The 20,743-nt window shown below is 51.5% G+C and carries 17 protein-coding genes, 4 pseudogenes and 1 CRISPR repeat array; of the genes and pseudogenes, 10 read left to right on the top strand and 11 right to left on the bottom strand.

The features are described from left to right. Window positions 1–146 precede the first annotated feature (146 nt). The 5 genes from N685_RS0103435 to N685_RS0103415 all read right to left on the bottom strand — a co-directional run bounded on the left by N685_RS0103435 (window position 147) and on the right by N685_RS0103415 (window position 5,064). Window positions 147–1,385, bottom strand: a complete 1,239-nt coding sequence (locus N685_RS0103435; protein ID WP_031405894.1) for an MFS transporter — start codon at window positions 1,383–1,385, stop codon at window positions 147–149. Between the two features lie 158 nt (window positions 1,386–1,543). After that, entirely contained in the window at window positions 1,544–2,197 is a 654-nt protein-coding gene (locus tag N685_RS0103430) for a PspA/IM30 family protein (RefSeq protein ID WP_031405892.1), read from the bottom strand. Further along, the gene (locus N685_RS0103425) at window positions 2,157–2,678 is read right to left on the bottom strand and encodes a hypothetical protein (protein WP_031405891.1); all 522 of its coding nucleotides are present in this window, start codon (window positions 2,676–2,678) and stop codon (window positions 2,157–2,159) included. Before N685_RS0103425 ends, N685_RS0103430 begins: the two co-directional genes overlap by 41 nt. A 360-nt stretch (window positions 2,679–3,038) precedes the next feature. Continuing rightward, the gene (locus N685_RS0103420; protein ID WP_031405889.1) at window positions 3,039–4,412 is read right to left on the bottom strand and encodes a sensor histidine kinase; all 1,374 of its coding nucleotides are present in this window, start codon (window positions 4,410–4,412) and stop codon (window positions 3,039–3,041) included. Then, on the bottom strand, window positions 4,393–5,064 hold the full coding sequence (locus tag N685_RS0103415; protein WP_031405887.1) for a response regulator transcription factor: 672 nt from the start codon (window positions 5,062–5,064) through the stop codon (window positions 4,393–4,395). The genes N685_RS0103420 and N685_RS0103415 overlap by 20 nt, the downstream gene beginning before the upstream one ends. A gap of 167 nt (window positions 5,065–5,231) precedes the next feature. On the opposite strand from N685_RS0103415, the gene N685_RS0103410 reads away from it, so the two are divergent. From N685_RS0103410 to N685_RS0103390, 5 genes are all read left to right on the top strand, one after another. Next, window positions 5,232–5,654 (top strand): PepSY domain-containing protein, encoded by a 423-nt coding sequence (locus N685_RS0103410; RefSeq protein WP_031405886.1) that lies wholly within the window; start codon window positions 5,232–5,234, stop codon window positions 5,652–5,654. 234 nt (window positions 5,655–5,888) lie between these two features. Then, window positions 5,889–7,097, top strand: coding sequence for a S1C family serine protease (locus N685_RS0103405; RefSeq protein ID WP_031405884.1), 1,209 nt, complete (start codon window positions 5,889–5,891; stop codon window positions 7,095–7,097). A gap of 545 nt (window positions 7,098–7,642) precedes the next feature. Next, window positions 7,643–9,031: a hypothetical protein gene (locus tag N685_RS0103400; RefSeq protein WP_031405882.1), complete on the top strand. Its 1,389-nt coding sequence runs from the start codon at window positions 7,643–7,645 to the stop codon at window positions 9,029–9,031. A 35-nt stretch (window positions 9,032–9,066) separates the two neighbouring features. After that, window positions 9,067–9,222, top strand: a complete 156-nt coding sequence (locus N685_RS19475) for a hypothetical protein (protein WP_156961374.1) — start codon at window positions 9,067–9,069, stop codon at window positions 9,220–9,222. Window positions 9,223–9,321: 99 nt separating this feature from the next. Further along, window positions 9,322–9,684, top strand: coding sequence for a DUF962 domain-containing protein (locus N685_RS0103390; protein WP_031405881.1), 363 nt, complete (start codon window positions 9,322–9,324; stop codon window positions 9,682–9,684). A gap of 98 nt (window positions 9,685–9,782) precedes the next feature. Here the strand turns inward: N685_RS0103390 and N685_RS0103385 are convergent. From N685_RS0103385 to N685_RS0103370, 5 genes and pseudogenes are all read right to left on the bottom strand, one after another. Continuing rightward, window positions 9,783–9,992: pseudogene (locus tag N685_RS0103385) on the bottom strand (DUF4351 domain-containing protein); the annotation flags it as partial. Window positions 9,993–10,167: 175 nt separating this feature from the next. Continuing rightward, the gene (locus tag N685_RS0103380; RefSeq protein ID WP_031405877.1) at window positions 10,168–11,352 is read right to left on the bottom strand and encodes an RNA-guided endonuclease InsQ/TnpB family protein; all 1,185 of its coding nucleotides are present in this window, start codon (window positions 11,350–11,352) and stop codon (window positions 10,168–10,170) included. An 83-nt stretch (window positions 11,353–11,435) separates the two neighbouring features. Beyond that, window positions 11,436–11,531, bottom strand: a pseudogene (locus N685_RS20260) (IS607 family transposase); the annotation flags it as partial. A gap of 135 nt (window positions 11,532–11,666) precedes the next feature. Beyond that, a pseudogene (locus tag N685_RS19465) lies at window positions 11,667–11,780 on the bottom strand (MerR family transcriptional regulator); the annotation flags it as partial. 72 nt (window positions 11,781–11,852) lie between these two features. After that, a pseudogene (locus tag N685_RS0103370) lies at window positions 11,853–12,533 on the bottom strand (Rpn family recombination-promoting nuclease/putative transposase); the annotation flags it as partial. Window positions 12,534–12,748: 215 nt separating this feature from the next. Between N685_RS0103370 and N685_RS0103365 the strand changes: the two are divergent. The 5 genes from N685_RS0103365 to N685_RS0103345 all read left to right on the top strand — a co-directional run bounded on the left by N685_RS0103365 (window position 12,749) and on the right by N685_RS0103345 (window position 20,051). Next, window positions 12,749–13,288: a membrane protein gene (locus tag N685_RS0103365; RefSeq protein ID WP_031405871.1), complete on the top strand. Its 540-nt coding sequence runs from the start codon at window positions 12,749–12,751 to the stop codon at window positions 13,286–13,288. A 21-nt stretch (window positions 13,289–13,309) separates the two neighbouring features. Then, the gene (locus N685_RS0103360) at window positions 13,310–14,827 is read left to right on the top strand and encodes a flotillin family protein (protein ID WP_031405869.1); all 1,518 of its coding nucleotides are present in this window, start codon (window positions 13,310–13,312) and stop codon (window positions 14,825–14,827) included. A 146-nt stretch (window positions 14,828–14,973) separates the two neighbouring features. Next, window positions 14,974–15,894 (top strand): diacylglycerol kinase, encoded by a 921-nt coding sequence (locus N685_RS0103355; protein ID WP_031405866.1) that lies wholly within the window; start codon window positions 14,974–14,976, stop codon window positions 15,892–15,894. 75 nt (window positions 15,895–15,969) lie between these two features. After that, the gene (rlmD, locus tag N685_RS0103350) at window positions 15,970–17,346 is read left to right on the top strand and encodes a 23S rRNA (uracil(1939)-C(5))-methyltransferase RlmD (RefSeq protein WP_031405864.1); all 1,377 of its coding nucleotides are present in this window, start codon (window positions 15,970–15,972) and stop codon (window positions 17,344–17,346) included. 419 nt (window positions 17,347–17,765) lie between these two features. Then, window positions 17,766–18,197: direct repeats of the CRISPR family, unit length 30 nt; unit sequence GTTTTTATCGTACCTATGAGGGATTGAAAC. Between the two features lie 378 nt (window positions 18,198–18,575). Continuing rightward, window positions 18,576–20,051, top strand: coding sequence for an alanine/glycine:cation symporter family protein (locus tag N685_RS0103345; protein WP_171661489.1), 1,476 nt, complete (start codon window positions 18,576–18,578; stop codon window positions 20,049–20,051). Window positions 20,052–20,328: 277 nt separating this feature from the next. On the opposite strand, the gene N685_RS0103335 is transcribed toward N685_RS0103345, so the two are convergent. Then, window positions 20,329–20,676: a hypothetical protein gene (locus tag N685_RS0103335; protein ID WP_031405860.1), complete on the bottom strand. Its 348-nt coding sequence runs from the start codon at window positions 20,674–20,676 to the stop codon at window positions 20,329–20,331. Window positions 20,677–20,743: the final 67 nt, after the last annotated feature.

The following is a 20,743-nucleotide window of genomic DNA, read 5'->3' as shown; positions in this document are numbered from 1 at the left end:
GATGAAACGATGACAGGTGATGAAGGGAAGGTGTCCCACTTTTTGCGGATACCTTCTTTCATGTTCAATGCCGCCAGAGCGCCTCGTGTCAATATAGCGCTCCCGCCGAGCGAGGCGCCCATCTCAGTTGGATGCCGCCAAGTCGCTTAGTGCCGACTATGAAGGCGATGCGTCCACGCGGCGAGTTTTTCTTTCATCCCTTCACGCCATGTGTTGGTTGCAGGGCGGTGGGCATAGCCGACCAAGGCGCCGGTGGCGATCAACAAGAGACCGGACAAGGCGAAAATCGAAGCGATGGAAAACAGGCCGGCGATGGCGCCCGCGGCCGTCGGGCCGGTCAAGTTGCCGAGGAAGCGGCTGCTGGCGGTGACGCCGAACACCCGCCCTTGAATGCGGCGCGGGCTTTGCGCGTTGATGAGCGCCTGAAGGGCAGGCCATACGCCGCCGACGACCAGCCCTTGTAAGAAGCGCCATACGTACAAGGCGTAAATGTGGTCTGTCCAGACTTGCGGCAAGGCGAACAAGCCGGAGAGAACAAGCAAAATCGGCAATGTTTTCTCTTGCCCGATCCGGTCGCCGAGCTTCCCTAAATACGGCGCGCCGATGATCGTGGCGATGCCGGTGATCGATGAGGCTAGGCCGGATAAAAAGGCGAGATTGCTAGTGTGGCCGACCAACGATTGGACAAAAATCGTCATCATCGAGTTGACGCCGAGAACGGCGATTTGCACGAGAAACGTAGCGACAAACAAGATGATGAGCGGCCGGTGTTCGAACACGTCTTTGAAGCTCGCCTTGTTTTCTTTCGTCTGTGGCACGACTGGGTCTTTTTCGAGCCAAAAGATGACGGGCAAGAGGGTAAGCAAAATGCAAAGCCCGGTCACTAAAAACACCGGGCGGAAGCCGAACAAGTCGGACAAAGCGCCGCCGATGAGCGGCCCGATAATGTTTCCGGCGATGCTGCCGGTTTGCAGCGTTCCGAGCGCCTCACCGCTATGGTCTTTCGGAACGACGCGGGCCAAATAGGAAAACGAGACGGTGATGAAGCCGGAGAAAAAGCCGACAAGAAACCGAAGCACAAGCAGCGCCGTGGGCGAAGTGGCCAACGCCATGCAGGCGGTGATCAAACCCATGCCGATTCCGGCGCGAATCAAATTGGCGCGTTGACCATATCGATCCGCAAACATTCCCCAGATCGGCGCCATGATGGCTGCCGATAAGAAGGTGGCGGAAAAGACAAGCCCGGTCCACATGCTTAAGGCATGATGCTCAGTGACACCCATTTGCCATAAGAAAAGCGACAAAAAGGGAATGACCATCGTCATTCCGGCCGACACCATAAAATTGCACAGCCATAAAATGCGGACGCTTCGCTTCCAGTCCATGCGGGGTCATCTCCTGGATTATTTCGTTTCTCTAATGATTTTAGCACAATGGAAAAGAAGAGGGAATGATTTTGCTTACGCGTGACAGGGGATCAAACAAATCAATCCCCCTTGCCGAGCGGGCAAGGGGGTCATCTATGTCAAAGGGGGGAGGGGGATTACGCGTTCGTCGCTTGGGCTTCTTTCCATTTTGCCAGCTCACGTTCCACTTCTTCCTCAAACGGCACAGGGGACAACGCAACGTTCGCTCCGAAACGGGCGGCGGCCGCTTCGGCTTCTAAGGCGATGACGCGCTCTTCCATGCGGGCGAAGCCGCGCAGCGCTTCATCAGCGGAAAACGAAGCGAGCGCCGTGTCGATTTGCTTGAGCGCCTGGGCGGCGTTGACGCGAGCGGTGAGCTCAAGCTGCTTGGCGGCGAGCTCGTCATATCGTTCGCGCAGCTCCTGAAGACGGCGGGCCACCTCAGCGGTTTTCGCTTTGATCGCGTTGTATTGTTGCTTATAGGCTTCCCGCTTTTTCTCGTGCAGCAGCTTGTCGCGCAGCGCCAACTTGGCGACCGCTTCTTCGTTGCGTTCGAGCGCCAGTTTCGCTTGGCGGTTCCGCTTTTCCACCGTCGCTTCCGCTTGGGCGATCAGTGTCTCATAGCGCCGCTCAGCGACCCATTGCTGGGCGAGCGCTTGGCGCCCTCGTTCGAGCTGCTGCTCGAGTTCACGCAAATATTGTTTTGTCATGGCGATCGGGTCTTCCCATTGATCGATTTGTTCATTCACTTCAGCGAGAACGATCGTCTTGATCCGACGAAAAATGCCCATTCGTCAGCGCCTCCTTTTGTATCGTTTTTTCCCATTGGTCCAGCCAATCGACAGAAACGGACGGCGGTGCTGGAGACCATGCTTCAGCAGCTGCTGGTTTTCGTCCTTGACGTCGTCCGAACGTGTAGACGGCCACGAGTGCCAGTGCAATCAGCACCCATTTCGGCAACAAGGCGGCGATCCCTAAGGTGACGAGCGCCCAACCGATCCAGCGCTTTGACCGCTTCACTGCGAGCCATACGGCGCCAACGCCGATAAGCAGCAAGGGGATGATCCACAGGAACAAGCGCGGAAGCATCCAGCCTGCGCGCGGCCCCATGCCGAATGCCTGACGGTGGTGCCAAACGCCGCCATGCACGCCGTCAAACGGAACCCCGGGGCGTCCGTGCGCCATCGCTTCATGCGGCGTGAGCCCATGAAGCAAGCTGACCCCAACGAGCGCCACAAGCGCGAGCCAAACGACTGCTCGAGTTTTCTTCAATCTTCTCACCTCCTTTTTTGATGGTGGACCGGCCTACAGTTTGCATTGTAGCGAGGGAAAGAGAAAATAAGGTGAAAAGAGGACACAGATTTCAAAAAAGAGAAAAGCCGGTTGCCCGCAGGCGAAGCACAAGAGATGGAGGGGATAAACGCAGGAAAAGCGCCTAGGAGGATGGTGATTTAGTCGTGGATACGGCTTTACAATGTTATTTCTCAATTAGAAAAACCCTTGTTGCATCGGTTCTGCTTTTCGCTCATTCTCCCATTGATTAAGAGAATCAGCCGTTTTTCCCCAGCCTTCTAGACAACGGTCAAAAGGGCGCCTCGTTGTTTTGCGGAGGCGCCCTTTTCGAAGATGTGCTCAGGCAGGCAGACGTACGATAAACTCCGTCCCTTGCCCGAGCTGGCTGTGGACATGGATCGTGCCGCCATGGGCATCAACGATCCATTTGGCGATCGATAGCCCTAGGCCGTGACCGCCTTGTTGGCGCGAGCGCGCTTTGTCGACGCGGTAAAAGCGGTCGAAAATGCGGCCGATGTCTTCCGGTGGGATGCCGATGCCGGTGTCTTTGACGGAAAGGATGAACTGCTTCGGCTCGGTGCGGATCGACAATGTCACTTCTCCGCCTTCTGGGGTGTATTTGATCGCGTTATCAAGCAAAATGTACAGCAGCTGCGTCAGTTTATCCGGGTCGGCCGTCACGACCGCTTGTTCCGGAGCGTGAAAGTGCATCGTGAGCTGTTTTTTCGCCGCCAGTTCCGCCACGAGCTGAAACGTGCGCTCGGCGTGCGGGCGAAAGTCAAACGTCTGTTTCGCCAGTTCCAACGCGGCGTGTCTCGCATCGGCGCGGGCGAGCGTCAAGAGATCGTTCATCAGCTTTGTGATCCGCTTCAACTCCTCGCGAAGGCGGTCAAGCAGACGGCGGGCAAACTCGTTTTTCATCACGTCTTCTTCCATTGTGAGCGCCTCAACAGATGAAAAGACGACGCTCAGCGGTGTGCGCAATTCATGGGAGGCGTCGGCGACAAACTGGCGCTGCCGCTCGTACGCTTCTTCAATCGGCACGAGCGCCCGCTTCGACATGAAGTAACTGAGCGCCACGCCGACGGCGAGAAAGAGAACGGCAAGACCGATCAGCACAATAAGCAGCCAATGGAACACCCCGAAAAACGAGGTCACATCCATCCCGATATACAAGATGCCGACGACATTGCCATGAATGACGAGCGGACGGGCGGCGGCGAGCACCCGCCAGTCACGGGCGGCGTCGCGGGCCAGGCCCGGCATATGCTCGGGTAATGATACGGTCAAATAGACTGGAGCACGTGCGTTCATATTTAGACGAGACAAGGCGTGCAAAAAGTACGGGCGCAGGCGCGGGTGGACTTCATCCCCGGCAAGCAGATCGCCATTAGGAGCGATTACGTAAAAAAAGAGTTGGTCTTCGCTGAGCAATACGAGACTTTCGTCATCGAACAAGTCAAAATCGCTTTGCTTTAACAAAAACTGTTCCATCGTGTTGGCCTCTTGTTCAGCGAGGCGAACGATGCGCCGCTCTTGATCGGATGTCGTGATCCAATAAAACAAAGCGGCGGCGATGACGATAAACAAAGCGAGAAATAAAGTAAAGATGCCGCTGTAAAGCGCCGTCAGCCGCCAATGGGTGCGGCGGAACAAGTCCGCGCTTCCTAAACGGCGCAGCCAGTTGCGCCATTCATTCCATTGTTTGATCAATTTTATATCCCACCCCGCGCACCGTTTGGATGACGTCGTCCTTCAATTTTTTACGGAGCAATTTGATCGTCGCGTCGATCGTTTTCATTGAGACGTCGGCGTCCCAGCCCCAGACGCGGTCCAATATCGTCTCGCGCGGTACGACGTGGCCTTGATTTTGGACGAGAAGATCAAGGAGCTGAAACTCGCGCGGGGTGAGGAAAATTTCCTCGTCACCGCGATGCAGCGTATGGCTTGTCCGGTTCAATGTGAAGCCGTGAAACGTCACGGTTTCCTCTTGGAGCGGGACGAACGTGCGCCGGGCGAGCGCTTTTAAGCGAGCGACAAGCTCATCGATTTCAAACGGCTTGACCAAATAGTCATCCGCTCCGGATTCAAGCCCGGTGACGCGGTCTTGCACCGCGTCTTTCGCGGTCAACATCAAAATGGCGCCTGTGTAGCCGTTTTGCCGCAAGCGGCGGCAAATCTCCACCCCATCGCCGTTCGGCAGCATCCAATCGAGCACGACGACATCGTAAAATTCCGCCATCGCGTAGTCGTACGCGTCTTCCCCTTCCTGCACCCAATCGATATGGTCAATGCCTTTTTTCTTCAACAAATGAACGATCAGTTCCCCTAAATGGAGATCGTCTTCCGCCAGCAACACTTTCATGGACGTTCCTCCTGTTTTCCATCCTTGCTTTTATCATAGCAAATCTACGTGAAAAAAAGGTGAAAATTGAAAAGGCAAAGGAAAGCCGATCCGACGAGGATTTTTCACCGTTTTTTCACTTTGCTTGGGTATGATGATGGGCGAAGAGGAAAAGGAGGAGCATGACGATGAGGAAAATGAGAAATTTGCATCTTTGGATTGGATTGATCAGTTCCGTCTTTTTGCTCGTTGAAGCTGTGACAGGCCTGTTTCTATCCGAGCCGTGGCTCATCGGCCAGGCCGAACGCGGCGAAATGCATCGTGCCATGCAAGCAGGCGGCGCGTTCGGAGTGGAACAAGCGTCTGGCGCAGGCTCGTCCACTGCCCCGATCGTTCCGCGCGCTGAAGAAAGAGGAACGTCGCTTGGAACGTTCATCCGCCAGCTGCATGAAGGGCGCATTGGCTCGCTCGACATTCGTTGGGCGGTTGATCTCGCCGCGGTGGCGATGATCGTCTTAACGGCGACGGGCATTTGCTTGTCAATTCGCACGCTCGCCGCGGGACGCAAGCGGAAACAAAAGCGGACGACTGTTGCGCCGGAGACAATCTAATCGGAACATCGTGGGATGCCCCTTTGGAAAGAAGGAACGAGACATGCCGTTCAACTATGGTAGGGAGAAAGCAGCCAATGACCGGAACATGTCATCTGATCTTTGTGTACGACCGATGGATGTAGGCGACATCGTTGTGTTTCATCCTCCTTTCCGATGCTTTGGCGGCATTCGCTCGAAGTTGTCCAATGTTTGGTTATGGATGACCATTCATGATAAAGGAGGAGATGACCGATGGACATGATGCCATTTGAACCAACCCCTACTCCGCAGCCGAAACGGCGCGGCCGCTTCGTATCGTGGCTTGCTGCTTCTGTCGCTGGGGCGGTGATCGGCAGCGCAGCGACATGGTATGTGGCACCGAAATGGTTGAATCAAGAAGGCGCCGCCCCCACTCAAGCGGCGCAAACGACTGAGCAAAAAAGCGACGCCTTGCCGCTGCAGCCGACGGCGAATACGAAAACGAACATGATCGCCGCCATCAACAAAGTCGCCGATGCCGTCGTCGGCGTCGTCAACATCCAGAAGCAAGTCGACTTTTTCTCCGATCAAGCGCAAGATACCGAAGCTGGGACAGGCTCAGGCGTGATTTTCAAAAAAGAGGGCAATACGGCGTACATTGTGACGAACAACCATGTCATCGAAGGAGCGAATAAAGTCGAGGTGGCGCTCGCGAACGGCAAAAAAGTGAAAGCGGACATCGTCGGCGCTGATGCGCTGACGGACCTCGCCGTCTTGAAAATTCCAGCTGATGGCGTAACGAAAGTGGCGAGCTTCGGCGACTCGGCGAACGTGCAAATCGGTGAGCCGGTCGCGGCCATCGGCAACCCGCTTGGTCTTGACTTGTCGCGGACGGTGACGGAAGGAATCGTCAGCGGCAAACGGACGATGCCGGTGTCCACTTCAGCGGGCGACTGGGAGATTGACGTCATCCAGACGGATGCGGCGATCAACCCGGGCAACAGCGGCGGCGCGCTCATTAACAGCGCGGGGCAAGTCATCGGCATCAACAGCATGAAAATCGCCGAAACAGGCGTCGAAGGGCTCGGCTTTGCCATCCCGAGCGAAAACGTCAAGCCGATCGTCGAACAGCTGATGAAAGACGGGAAAGTCAAACGCCCGTATCTTGGCGTCCAGCTCGTCGATGTCGCGGATTTGTCCGATGATGTGCGCGCCGATGAGCTGAAATTGCCGTCCAACGTAACATATGGTGCGGCCATCACCTCGGTTGAACCGTTCTCGCCGGCGGCCGACGCGGGCTTGAAATCGAAAGACGTCATCACGGCGATCAACGGCCAGAAAATCGACAGCGTCAGCGCCTTGCGCAAATATTTGTACACGAAAACAGCGGTCGGCGATCGCATCAAACTGACAATTTATCGTGATGGGTTTGAGACAACCGTATCTGTCACGCTCAAGGCGAGAGAAAACAGCCAGTCGTAAGAAGAAACCGCCTCTTTTCCATCGGATCAGTGGGAAAGAGGCGGTTTTCATTCACATAAAATATCGACAGGCGAAAGGCTGGCGCGTGAAACCACTTTCCCGATGATTAGCAACCAACGCGGGTCATCTATTTTCTTCATATAGCTAAAAGGCTGTTGAAAAACAGCGGTTTCCCTTGATCGATGAGTGAATGTGCGCAGTGTTGCAAGGTTTTTCTATTTGAGAAACGATGCCGGGAAGCGGTATGCACGATTTAATCACCGGTCTCCTAGAAGGCCAGTGAAAAATGAGCATACTTGGAACATCGACGAAGCTGGACGAGAAGCAAAAGCATGTTTTACTAAATTTTCCTGATTAATGAAAATAGAGGATTCTAAGTAAATCACCGGGATCCTAGGAGGAACCTTTTGACCCGAGAATAGACAGACACCGTTTTTGGTGGCGGATGCGTATTCTTTCAACTGGGGGGGAATCTTTCCATAAAGAAGGAAACCGTCTCCATCTCATCGAATATTCCAACTATCATGACTGGAAGGGGATGCAACATGGGTCCAAGTGCACCGTTATGGATGACAATGTTGTACTACGTCATATGCATCGCAACGCTGCTCGTCGGTGTGGTGATGCTAGTGAAAGGGACGGTTCGCCGCTTGTATTCGCTCGCTGCGGTGCTCGCAGTGCCGCTCTTTTTTCTGAACAATTTTCACACGATCGCCAGGGTCGGTGTCGATCCGTTCGAGTATTGGCAACAATCCCTTATCGAAGGACAATGGTGGGCGTGGCTGTCGCTTGCGTTGTTCCTTTACATCGTATGGTACTGGGCATGGCTTGTTCAACGCATAGGAGGTCAAAAGGAAGGACAAGTTTGGTGGAAGCGGCAGAGATGGATATGGGTGGTGCTGGCGGCAGCTGCGCCTGTCATCGTGTATTGGGTGCAGAACATTGACGATTCCGTTGTCTCTTCAGTGCGGACGTACGAGCCGTCCAAAGCCCGCTTGCCGCAAGATCCGTCGGCGCGTATTTTCTTTTTGTATTCTCATCCGTTAGAGCGAGAGTCATATATCGTGGAGGCGGACGAACATCATGTGCGCAAAGTGGTGACGCTCAAAGCGGTTGGAATCTCTCACCTTTCGCCCGTTTCCTCAACAAAGGAACTGTTGTTGTGGTCCGATTATACGGGAAGGTATGTGTATCGACTGAATCCAGGCAAATGGACTGTTACCGATCAAGAAGCGCTCTCCAGCCCTCTTTCCTTTGCCTCGTTGCAGGGAGAGTGGGATATTCGTTCGCTCAACCAAGATGTAAAAACGAATAAACTCGAAGTACGAAAAGAGGGGAAATTGCTATTTTCTAAACGGTTCCCTCCTTACGTTCTTCAAGTTTTGCACGTAGCGCCGTATTTCTATGTGTTCGCCGATGTGATTGAAAAGGAACAAGGCGTATTGTATGTGATCGATCAACGCGGCGAGGTCGTGAAAGAAATTCCGTTGCTCACTTCTTCCGCCCGATCGATGGCGGCTTTCCGCAACCACCTTGTCATCGCCACGAAGCCTCGTCTCACCATCATTGATTTGCGTTCATGGCGAGTGGCGTATTGGGATACAGGAGAGGAGGAAACACGATTCGATCAGCTCCAAGTACAAGGAGACACGCTGTGGGTGAGCTACGTACAGCGGGAGAAATCGGGATGGATGGCTTTGAACGCTCAGTTCCAGCCGATCGAAAAACACGAACTGCCCGCATCGTACTGGGAAGCCCGATTTCATGGCGACTATGTGTATGTGCTATTGGAGCCGCCCGCAGGAAGCGAGTCGGATCATGCAGGGGAAATGCAAATCTTTCATTTGCGCACGGCTCAACCGGTGTCGCGCCTGAATGTGCCAAAACAAGAACACAACTTGCAGACATTTTGTGTCATGGATGACATTCAATAAGCAATGGTACTAGATGCCGCTATGGAGGGTGAAGGTTGGTCATCGTCACGTTCCTTGTTGGCGTGGCGGCCGTTCACGGAGCGGTTCGCCGCTTCTATTCGCCCGCTGCGCCTGCGCCGATCGTCAAGGGCGGCATCGATGAGTTCGATGATTGGCAACAGTCGCTCGTCAAAGGACAATGGTGGACATGATTGTCGTTCGTGCTGTTTTGGTACATGACCGGGGGCTGCTCGCTCGGCCCATTCGCGAGCGGCGGGTTGCAGCGGCGGAAGCGAAAGGGGGTGAGGGAAGTGAGATTCCGCGACTATGAAGAATTTTGGCCGTTCTATTTGACCCAGCACCGCAAACGAGCGACGCGGTGGTGGCATTTTGTCGGAACGAGTGTTGTCTTTTTGTTCATCATCATCGCGGCTGTAACGGGGAATGCATGGTGGCTGCTTGGCGCGCCGATTGCCGTCTACACGCTCGCTTGGTTCAGCCACTTTTTTATCGAAGGAAACAAACCCGCCACCTTTGGCCACCCGCTTTGGTCGCTCCGAGCTGATTTTCACATGTACGGGCTGATGCTTACGGGACGCTTGGGGCGTGAGCTTGAGCGGATTGGGCTTTCAGAGGATCGGACTGTCAGGCAAAATGGATGGGAACAGCGATAAAGAGGCCTTTCTCCCTGGGGGATTTCTCAAAGTTTTGGAGAGATCGAAGGACGACAATCCGGAATGGAATGCCAGGGAGGAAGGCTCTTGTCTCCGTATTATTTCTTCAATTGTTCAATCTTTTCAAGCGGCAGCCCGGTCAGTTCATGAATCGTGTCGGCATCATATCCTTTTGCCAACATTCGTTTCGCAACATCCAGCTTCGCTTTTTCCATTCCTTTCTCCAAGCCTTTCTCTATTCCTTTCTCTATTCCTTTCTCCATGCCTTTCTGCTCGTATGAAACGATGAGTTCCATGACTTTGGCAGCCGTTACAGAAAACTTATAAGGCTTTATAAGATAGTTAAAAATCTTATAAAGACCTATGTTTCTTTCCTTGTTCATCGCACCCGATTTCGCCAAAGCTACTCTCGTTGGATGTGGTGCTCCGAAGGCTTCAATTCCCCACTAACGAATGGGTACATGTCAATAACCGCTTTTCGTGCTAGGCTATTGACTTACCATATTTTTTTAAGTTTATACTTGCGTTCACATCCCTGTCTATTTTATTTCCACATTCATCACATACAAACGTTCTTTCTGACAAAGAAAGTTTCTCTTTTACAGCCCCACAATGGCTGCAAGTTTTAGACGAAGGAAAGAATCGATCGGCAAGTATCAACTTGATCCCATTCCAAGCACACTTATATTCCATCTGTCTCGTGAACTCATGGAATGTTTGTTCTTGGATGGCTTTCGATAGCTTTCTGTTCTTTAGCATTCCATGAGTATTTAAGCTCTCCATGACTACATACTCTGGCTTGGTTTTCACCAAAGATGCAGTGATTTGATGAATATAATTGTGCCTGATGTGTTTTAGCCTTCGATAGGTCTTTCGAACAAGGAATTCCAACTTTTTTATATTGTTTGTTTTTCTGTAACGGAATTCACCTCCTTCTGTTTTTATTTTATTTTTCTCATATTTCCTTGATCGTTTACGTTGCAACCGTTTCAGCCTTTTCTCCAACTTCTTCACTTTGTTTGATTTGTTTATATTGCGAAACTTCTGCCCGTTGCTAACGACAGCTAAATCTTTCACCCCTAAATCGATGCCTATGCCGTCAGTATAATTTTGGTTTTTGTTTTCAACTTCTTCAACTCCAATAGTAAGCCACCAATTTATTCCGTCAAACGTGATTCTTGGGTTGAGATATTTTATATTACTCCCTGTTGGGATTCTGCCTTTTTCAGCTAACTTAACATCATTCAATTTTTGCTTGTTCTTTTTCTTCGAAGTAGTCAGCTTTTCCAATTTTACATGCGTTTTTGTGATTTTTATTTTTGCTGTATCTTGATAAAAACTTGGTTTGCTTCTCTTTTTTGACTTAAATTTTGGAAACTTCGTCCTGCCTTCAAAGAAGTTTTTGTACGCTTGACAGGCATCTTTAATTGCTTGTTTTGTTATATTATTTGAGTAATGGTTAAGCCAAGCATATTCTTTTTGCTTTTTTAATTGTGTCAGCATTTTCCTTAACTCATTATCGTTTAAAAACGTTCCGCCATTTTTGTAGTTTTCTTGTTGTGTAGCCAATGCCCAATTGTATGCCCATCGGGATACGCCTGCACACTCAAATAACTTTGTTCTTTGCTTATTGTTTGGCAAAAGCATAACTTTATAAGTCTTGATCATCTTTTACCAACTCCTGAATCATTTTCTTGGCTTTATTTGCTCTTTTCCCCTGCAATTTACAACATAATGTGATGATTTGAACCGCTTGACACTCTGCAATAGCCTACAATTTTTCTCTCGCGTTTCCTATTTTTTATACCAAGAAAATGATTGAGCTGTTCTTGTGAGTAATATCTAAAGGGCCGGTGATTTAAGGGAACATGGGGCTTCCCGGCATCATTTCTCAAATAGAAAAACTTTGTAGCATCAGTACTTTTTTTCATATGTTCATCCATTGAGCAGGGGAAACAGCTGTTTTTCACCAGCCTTCTAAACCCCGATGGCGCAACATATGCAGGTTTTAATACACCAGATTTATCCCAATCTCTTAATGTGTGCTCTGTTTTCCCTATTAGTTTGGCAAATTGCCCTATACTGTAATACTTCACAATTATCACCTATTTATAAATTGTATATAGAGTTTTACGAAATTTTATAAATTTATTTCAACTGTGTGTCACCTCCTTCTCTTCCATTGTATTCACCTCATTTCGCAGTCGGATTTCTTCTTCATCCGATAACCGCAAATATGTTTCGAAAAAGCCGAACAACAGACGCTGTTTCGCCTCATCGAGCTCGAGGCGGATGAGCATGCGCAAAAATTCCTTTTTCACTTCCACCTTCTCATCTTCATTATACCCCATTTTGCTTAACAGAGCGGCGGCGACCGGGTTGTCATGGCGGATGTACTCGCGCCACGGGAGTTTGCGCAATTCTATGGTCAAAAAACGGAAATCGAGAACGGTCCAAAACGGAAACTCCACAGTGAAAGAGGAAGGTTCATTACGGGTGGCGTCATAGCTGAAGATAGCGATCGGAAGAATACGGCGGCGGTGTTTTTGAAATAAACGGCTGAAATAAATGAACATTCGCTCTGAAAAAGCGGGTTGGATGTAGCTTTGGTGTTCGATGTGGACAATGATCAGTCCATCTTCCCCTTTTAGCTTTGTCTCGATCAATAGATCGACTCGATGTTTTTCCCCTGCAGTAACATCGGTCAACACTTCTTCTGATAAAAAGGAAAGATGGTTAAAGTCAACATGCTCGTATACGCGTGGGAAGAAGAGGAGAACGAATTCTTCAAAAAACGTGCTTAACAACTCTTTAAACAGGCGATCATGGTCAATGCGCGTTTCTGACATGGTCTTCCTCCCTACTTTATTTTTAAACTCCCATTTGTTTTATTCGATCCATGCAAGGCAAAATCCTGCCTGACCACAGCCTTTTTCACAGAAGTTTTTTGTTCAAAGAAAGGAAATAGGAAAGAATTTGTCGAATTTTTATACCATTGGAAAAATGATGAAACCACCCGCTGCCTCGCCCGTATCAATAGGTAAAGGCGAAAGGAGGGAGGGAAATGATTTTTGGCCATCCGCCTGAGGTCATATATGGGATCGTGCTGGTGGTCAGTGCGCTGCTGACGGTGTTGTATTTTTTCTTCAGCGATGTGCTTGACGGTCTGTTCGATGTGGCCGATCATCCGCTGTTCAGCCCGCAGCTCGTCTTATCGTTTTTCATCGTCGCGAGCGCGGTCGGTTTGTTGGCGGAATGGTATACGGATTGGGCGTCGCGGTGGATCGTTTGGCTGAGCGTCGGCGTGGCGCTTGTCGTGGTGTTGCTTTTGCACTTTTTCGTTTTTTTGCCGCTTCGGTCGGCTGAGGCGTCAATTGGGTATACAGATGCCGAGTTGGAAGGGTCGCTGGCGAAGGTGATCGTGTCCGTGCCGCCGGATGGGTTTGGCGAAATTCTCATCTCCCGTCAAAGCGGTGCGGTGGCCAAAGCGGCGAAAAGCGCAAACAATGAGGCCATTCCGTCAGGGGAAGAGGTCATTATCGTGCAAATGGAAAACGGCGTCGCTGTGGTAGCGAGGCACGATCCGTATCATCTTTCCATCTAAAACAAAGAAAGGGGAACTGTCATGGTTGCGCCATGGTTGATTGTTATTGGCGTTGTCGTCTTGCTTCTCGTCGGACTCATTGCCATTTTTATCGCCCGCTACCGCACGGTCGGGCCGGATGAGGCGCTTATTGTCACCGGCAGCTATTTAGGAAGCAAAAACGTCCACGTGGACGAATCGGGAAACAAAATTAAAATCGTCCGCGGCGGCGGCACGTTTGTCGTGCCGATTTTCCAGCAGGCCGAGCCGCTCAGTTTATTGTCGATCAAGCTCGACGTGCAGACGCCGGAAGTGTATACGGAACAAGGTGTGCCCGTCATGGCGGACGGAGTGGCGATCATCAAAGTCGGAAGTTCGATCAGCGAAATCGCGACCGCGGCCGAACAGTTTTTAGGTAAAACGCGCCAAGACATGGAAAACGAAGCGAAAGAAGTGCTTGAAGGCCATCTCCGCTCGATCCTCGGATCGATGACGGTGGAGGAAATTTACAAAAACCGCGACAAATTCTCGCAAGAAGTGCAGCGCGTCGCCTCGCAAGATCTCGCGAAAATGGGGCTTGTCATCGTCTCGTTCACGATCAAAGACGTGCGCGACAAAAACGGCTATCTCGACGCGCTCGGGAAGCCGCGCATCGCCCAAGTGAAGCGCGACGCCGATATTGCGACGGCCGAAGCGGAGAAAGAGACGCGCATCAAGCGGGCCGAAGCGGATAAAGAAGCGCGCAAAGCGGAGCTCGAGCGGCTGACGGAAATCGCCGAAGCGGAAAAAATCAACCAGCTCAAGCTCGCTGAATTCCGCCGCGAACAAGACATCGCCAAAGCGCGCGCCGACCAGGCGTACCATCTTGAAGAAGCGAAGGCCAAGCAAGAAGTGATGGCCCAACAAATGCAAATTAAAATCATTGAGCGGCAAAAACAAATTGAGCTCGAAGAAAAAGAAATTTTGCGCCGCGAGCGGCAATACGACTCGGAAGTGAAGAAAAAAGCCGACGCCGAACGCTACGCGATCGAACAAAAAGCGGCGGCGGAAAAGGCGAAACAAATCGCTGAAGCCGACGCGCAAAAATACCGCGTTGAGACGCTTGCCAAAGCGGAAGCCGAGCGCATCCGTCTCGACGGGCTGGCGAAAGCCGAGGCCGAGAAAGCGAAAGGGGAGGCGGAAGCGGAAATTATCCGCCTAAAAGGTCTCGCCGAAGCGGAAGCGAAACAAAAGATTGCCGAAGCGTTCGAACGCTATGGCCAGGCGGCCGTGCTCGACATGATCATCAAAATGCTTCCGGAATACGCGAAACAAGTCGCGAGCCCGCTTGCGAACATCGAGAAGCTGACGATCGTCGATACGGGATCGGGAACAAACGGCGGCGCCAATCGCGTCACGGGATACGCGACGAACTTAATGGCGAGCCTGCAAGAGACGTTAAAAGCATCGACCGGCATCGATGTCAAGCAGCTGCTTGAAAATCTCACAACGAGCGGCGCAGCATCGGCCGTCACGGCTAAGCCAATCGCTTCCGAACAGGCGAATGCGAGCGAGTCATAAACAGTGTCAGGCGCCCTTGATCGAACAAAGGGCTCTTTTTTCGCCTATTGGCAAACGTTCACGACATTCTTCGGAGTTGCGCATCAAGCATTGTTTCGCTATGATGGGAACGAGTGGAATGGAAAAAAGGAAGTAGGTTGAGGATGATGAAACGAGCTCGAATGATCTATAATCCGACATCGGGGCGCGAGCTGTTTAAGCGCCATTTGCCCGATGTGCTCGTTCGGTTGGAAAAAGCGGGCTATGAAACGTCGTGCCACGCCACCGAGGGTCCGGGAGATGCGACAAAAGCCGCTCGACAAGCGGTGGAACGTGAATTTGACCTCGTGATCGCCGCCGGCGGTGACGGAACGATCAACGAGGTGGTCAATGGACTGGCTAATCAACCGTACCGGCCCAAACTGGGAGTCATCCCGGTAGGGACGACGAACGATTTCGCCCGCGCCATCGGCGTGCCGCGCACGATCGAAGGGGCCTGCGAGGTGATCGCCACGGGCGAGCCCGTACCGATTGACATCGGCTGTGTGACGAACGAAGACAAAACACGCTATTTCATCAACATCGCGGGCGGCGGCCGTCTGACGGAGCTCACCTACGAAGTGCCGAGCAGGCTGAAAACGATGCTTGGCCAGCTTGCTTATTACTTAAAAGGGATCGAGATGCTTCCGTCCATTAAGGCGACCGAAGCGCAAATCGAGTACGACGGCAAACTGTTTGAAGGCGAGATTATGATGTTTTTGGTTTCGCTCACGAACTCAGTCGGCGGCTTTGAAAAACTGGCGCCTGACTCGTCACTCAATGATGGCCTCTTTGATTTCATCATCGTCAAAAAAACGAATTTGGCCGAATTTGTCCGTCTTGTGACGCTGGCGGCGCGCGGGGAGCATATCAACGACCCGCATATCATTTATACGAAAGCGAACCGGGTAAAGGTGCGGTCGCCGATGCAGCTGAACTTAGACGGGGAATTCGGCGGCATGCTTCCAGGAGAGTTTGTCAATTTGTACCACCATTTGGAAGTCATCATGCCGAAAGACAAGGCGGAACAAGTGAGAACAGGGTCATAAGCCTGTTCTTTTCTTATGTGATGACGCCCCCAAGGGTACGCTAACCTTACACGAATCGGCAGAAAGGGGAACGATATGGCGAAACAACAAGCACCAGTCGCCAAAAACGACTATTATGACGTCACATTCACCGATTTGACCCATGACGGGCTCGGCGTGGCGAAAGTGGACGGCTTTCCGTTGTTCGTGAAAAACGCGCTTCCTGGCGAGCGGGCCAAAGTGAAGGTGATCAAAGTGAAAAAAGGATACGGGTACGGCCGTCTCATCGAGCTGTACGAACCGAGCCCCGACCGCGTCGAGCCCCCGTGCCCCGTCTATCGTCAATGCGGAGGCTGCCAGCTGCAGCACCTGAGCTACGAAGGCCAGCTGAAGGCGAAAGAGAAGCAAGTGAAAGAAGTGCTCGCCCGCATCGGCAAGCTAGAACATGTCACCGTCCATCCCGTCATCGGGATGAAGAACCCATGGCGCTACCGAAACAAGGCGCAAGTGCCGGTCGGCGAGCGCGAAGGGGGGCTGGTCGCCGGATTTTACAAAGAGCGCAGCCACGAAATCATCGACATGGACTCCTGTCTCATCCAGCAGGAGAAAAACGACGTCGTCGTCCAAGCGGTGAAACGGATCGCTGAGCGCTACGGCGTCCCGCCGTACGATGAACTCACCCACCGCGGCGTGCTCCGCCATATTGTCGCCCGCTGCGGCGCGGCGACGGGCGAGGTGATGGTCGTGCTCGTCACCCGCACCGACCATTTGCCTCATAAACAAGAGATCGTCCGCGACATCATCCGCGCCATTCCGAACGTCAAATCGATCGTGCAAAACATCAACCCCGAGCGGACGAACGTCATTTTCGGCGCTAACACGCGGGTGTTATGGGGAAGCGAGTTCATCACCGACCGCATCGGTGACATCCAATTCGCCATCTCCGCCCGCTCGTTTTACCAAGTCAACCCGGAACAGACGAAAGTGCTGTATGACAAAGCGCTCGAGTATGCTGCGCTGACCGGAGCGGAGACGGTTATGGACGCCTACTGTGGCATCGGCACGATCTCGCTCTTTTTAGCCAAAAAAGCGAAGCATGTCTACGGCGTCGAAATCGTCCCCGAAGCGATCGCAGACGCCAAGCGCAACGCCGAGCTGAACGGCATCACAAACGTCACCTTCGAAGTCGGCGCCGCCGAAGACGTCATCCCGCGTTGGTATCAGGAAGGCATCCGGGCTGACTGTCTTGTTGTCGACCCACCGCGCAAAGGCTGTGACGCCGCGCTGCTCGAGACGATCATCGCCATGAGACCGCCGCGCGTCGTCTACGTCTCGTGCAACCCCGCCACCTTGGCCCGCGACTTGCGCATCTTAGAGGACGGCGGCTATGAAACGATCGAAGTCCAGCCGGTCGACATGTTTCCCCATACGGCGCATGTGGAGTGCGTGGCGAAATTGCAATGGCGGATGTAAACGCCAAAGAACCAATCTTGATTGAACGTCATGTCCAAAAGAAGTGTCCCGTCTCAAGAAATGGGCAGTCCGACCGCCCGCTGAGCAGGCGAGCGAGGAAGGCCGTTAGCCATCATCAAAGAATTGGGGTAGTGGTGGTGAGAATGGATACCTTCGGAACAAAGGGAAGCAGAAAGAGCTGATGGCGCACGCGCCCCAATCGCTTGAAGCCCCTTCTCCAAGCGAAGCGCAAATGGCCGATCCGTTCACTTGTCGTCGACCTCCAATCGTGCAAAAACCCTAGGGGGTCGACGACATTGATTTTGGTCGCTTGATCCCTACAGCCATGACGGATGAACTTGATTGACAGAATCTTCGAAACGTGTTATTCTAAGGATGACGTTTAAGGGAAAAGCTTGATATGACAACACTTTTTGAGGGTTTTTATCGTACCTATGAGGGATTGAAACTTGTCTTTAACGATGACCAATTCGTCGATACATACGAGAAGTTTTTATCGTACCTATGAGGGATTGAAACTCGGCCCGCGAAGTGGCTGCATTGAAACGGAAGATTGCGTTTTTATCGTACCTATGAGGGATTGAAACAAGATACGTCAATTGCAAGAGCAGCAAAAACGACTCAGTTTTTATCGTACCTATGAGGGATTGAAACCGGTATTGATATTGCGGCAAAAGGCCGTGTGCCGATGTTTTTATCGTACCTATGAGGGATTGAAACCTTCGCCACCGGACCAAGCTGGAGAAATTCCGCCCGTTTTTATCGTACCTATGAGAGATTGAAACCCCAATAGACCAACTTTAATCTGCTTGCCACCTAATGTTTTTATCGTACCTATGAGGAATGGAGACAACTGTTACACCTACAGCTGTCCATAGCATACCCTTGTGTTGCTTCCACTGATCTCCCCATTCAACCGCTTATGTTTTTGGCCGTTTTGGTTGCTTTTCTCCTTCATTTAGCCAACTAGAAGGATGGAGTCGAGCGCATGTTCCTCTATTTCAGCCGTTTATAAGAAACTTGGCGCATCCGTAACGTTTTGCTCCTGTTTTCCGCGGTGATTCCTTTGTGATTGTACCCATCGATGTTCTATAGGAAAGGGGGAATGTGATTCAGAAAATATAGAAAAAAACTATTATAAAAAATTATTGAAATAGAAATATGTGATTATTTATAATATAGCTTAGCCGTGTGTTATACAACAAAAGCAACTGAATCAATGAGGAGGGATGAATTTGATTGACAAGCTTGTCCAGACGGTGAATGAGTTATTATGGAGCCCTCTCTTAATTCTTTTTATTGTTTTTTGTGGAGTGTATTTTAGTATTCGCACCCGGTTTTTGCAGATTCGTCATGTGAAAGAAATGGTGCGGCTTGTAACGACGGGGAAGGGTTCTGATGCGGGGGTGTCCTCATTCCAAGCGTTGACGATGTCGTTATCCGGCCGCATTGGGGTAGGGAATGTCGCCGGGACAGCGACGGGGATCGCTTACGGAGGGCCGGGCGCCGTCTTTTGGATGTGGGTCATTACGTTTATCGGAGCGGCGACGGCGTATGTCGAGTCCACGCTGGCGCAAATTTACAAAGAAGAGCAAGATGGGCAGTACCGAGGCGGTCCGGCTTTCTATATTGAAAAAGGTCTTGGTTGGAAATGGTTTGCGGTCGTCATCGCCGCCGCCATCCTTCTTGCCATGGCGGTGTTAATGCCGGGAATTCAGGCCAATTCGATTGCCGATGGCTTTCACAATGCGTTTCGCATTCCGAAACTGGTGACAGGCATAATCGTCATTGCGCTTCTTGGCTTTACGATTTTTGGAGGGGTCAAGCGAATCGCGAAGACGGCCGAAATTGTTGTTCCGTTTATGGCCGTTGGCTATTTGTTGGTCGCTATTGCGATCATTGCGGTGAATTTCGAAAAAATTCCTGAGGTCTTTGGCTTGATTTTTAAAAGTGCGTTTGGAGCGGAACAAGTATTTGGAGGCATTATCGGGTCAGCCGTCATGTGGGGCGTCAAACGCGGTCTTTATGCCAATGAAGCCGGTCAAGGGACAGGCGCTCACCCGGCGGCGGCGGCCGAAGTGTCGCATCCGGCCAAACAAGGGCTGGTGCAGGCGTTTTCGATCTATTTGGATGTATTTTTAGTGGTGACGGCGACTGCGCTGATGATTTTATTTACCAATCAATACAATGTCATTAATGAAAAAACAGGGGAACCGATCGTTGTCCATCTCGAGGGAGTCGAACCGGGCGCTGGCTATACGCAGGCTGCGGTTGACACGCTGCTTCCGGGATTTGGCTCGGCGTTTGTCGCGATTGCTCTCTTCTTCTTCGCGTTTACGACGATGTACGCCTATTACTATATCGCCGAGACCAACCTCGCCTATCTTGTGCGTGGCAAACATCGAGGAATTGCCTTTTTGGCTTTAAAAATCATCTTTTTGGCTGCCACGTTCTATGGAACGGTCAAAACGGCGACAACCGCGTGGGCCATGGGCGACACCGGGCTCGGCATTATGGTCTGGCTGAACTTGATCGCGATTTTATTGTTGTTTAAACCGGCTTATCTTGCTCTGAAAGATTACGAAGAACAACTGAAGCAAGGCAAAGATCCAGAGTTCAATGCGTCAAAATACGGAATCAAAAACGCGACGTTCTGGGAAAATGGGTATAAGAAAGCCGAAGAAAAGAAAAAGGAAGCTTTATGATGATCGCCTTGCTGCAGCAATCCGTTTCTAAGGTTCACCGTACGTTGGTGAGGTTGGTGGTGTTGAGAGCATACGGCGCGAAATCAATCGTTCCTAAAGCGGAGGAGCCTTGCCTCGTTTGATTTTGCTTTCCTAAAAAAACGTTTTGCCGTGAAGATGAGGCGATTGTTCACCAGTCTTCTAGCAGTCAAGGGTGTCCCGTTGCTTTTAGGACACCCTTTTTCTATCACCATCGATCCCCTGGAGAACCTTTTTCTATGAATTCATTTTTCGGAGGTCATCCTTTTTTCTTCACCTGAAAGCGTCCCTTTTTGCACAGAATGGTGGCGTTTGCCCGCTCATACATCCAATAAAGGGGATAGAGTGTGACGAGAAACACGATGATTGTTGGCACGTGTTCGACCACGGGCCAATAAGCTGCTGCAAACGCCTTGATTTGGACTGTCAGGAAAAGAAACAACGGGACAATGCCGGCTGCGGCCAGCAGCAAAAACGGCGTGATTCTCGTTTCTTTCAGCTTCACATCGCAATACGGGCATTTCATGGTCCAAGGCGAAGAAAAGTGCATGACATCTTTAACAGTAATGGGATTCGTGCACTGCGGGCAAGAGATGAAAGGATCCATCTTCCCGTTCTCCTTCCTCTATAAGATGCAGCTGTTCGTCGTCATTGAAACCGCCTTTGCGCCTCTG

Origin of the sequence: Geobacillus vulcani PSS1 (genome assembly GCF_000733845.1) — a bacterium.
GTDB classification, from domain to species: domain Bacteria; phylum Bacillota; class Bacilli; order Bacillales; family Anoxybacillaceae; genus Geobacillus; species Geobacillus vulcani.
Note: the sequence above shows the minus strand (reverse complement) of the source record. Positions and strands in the feature narration are given on the sequence as shown.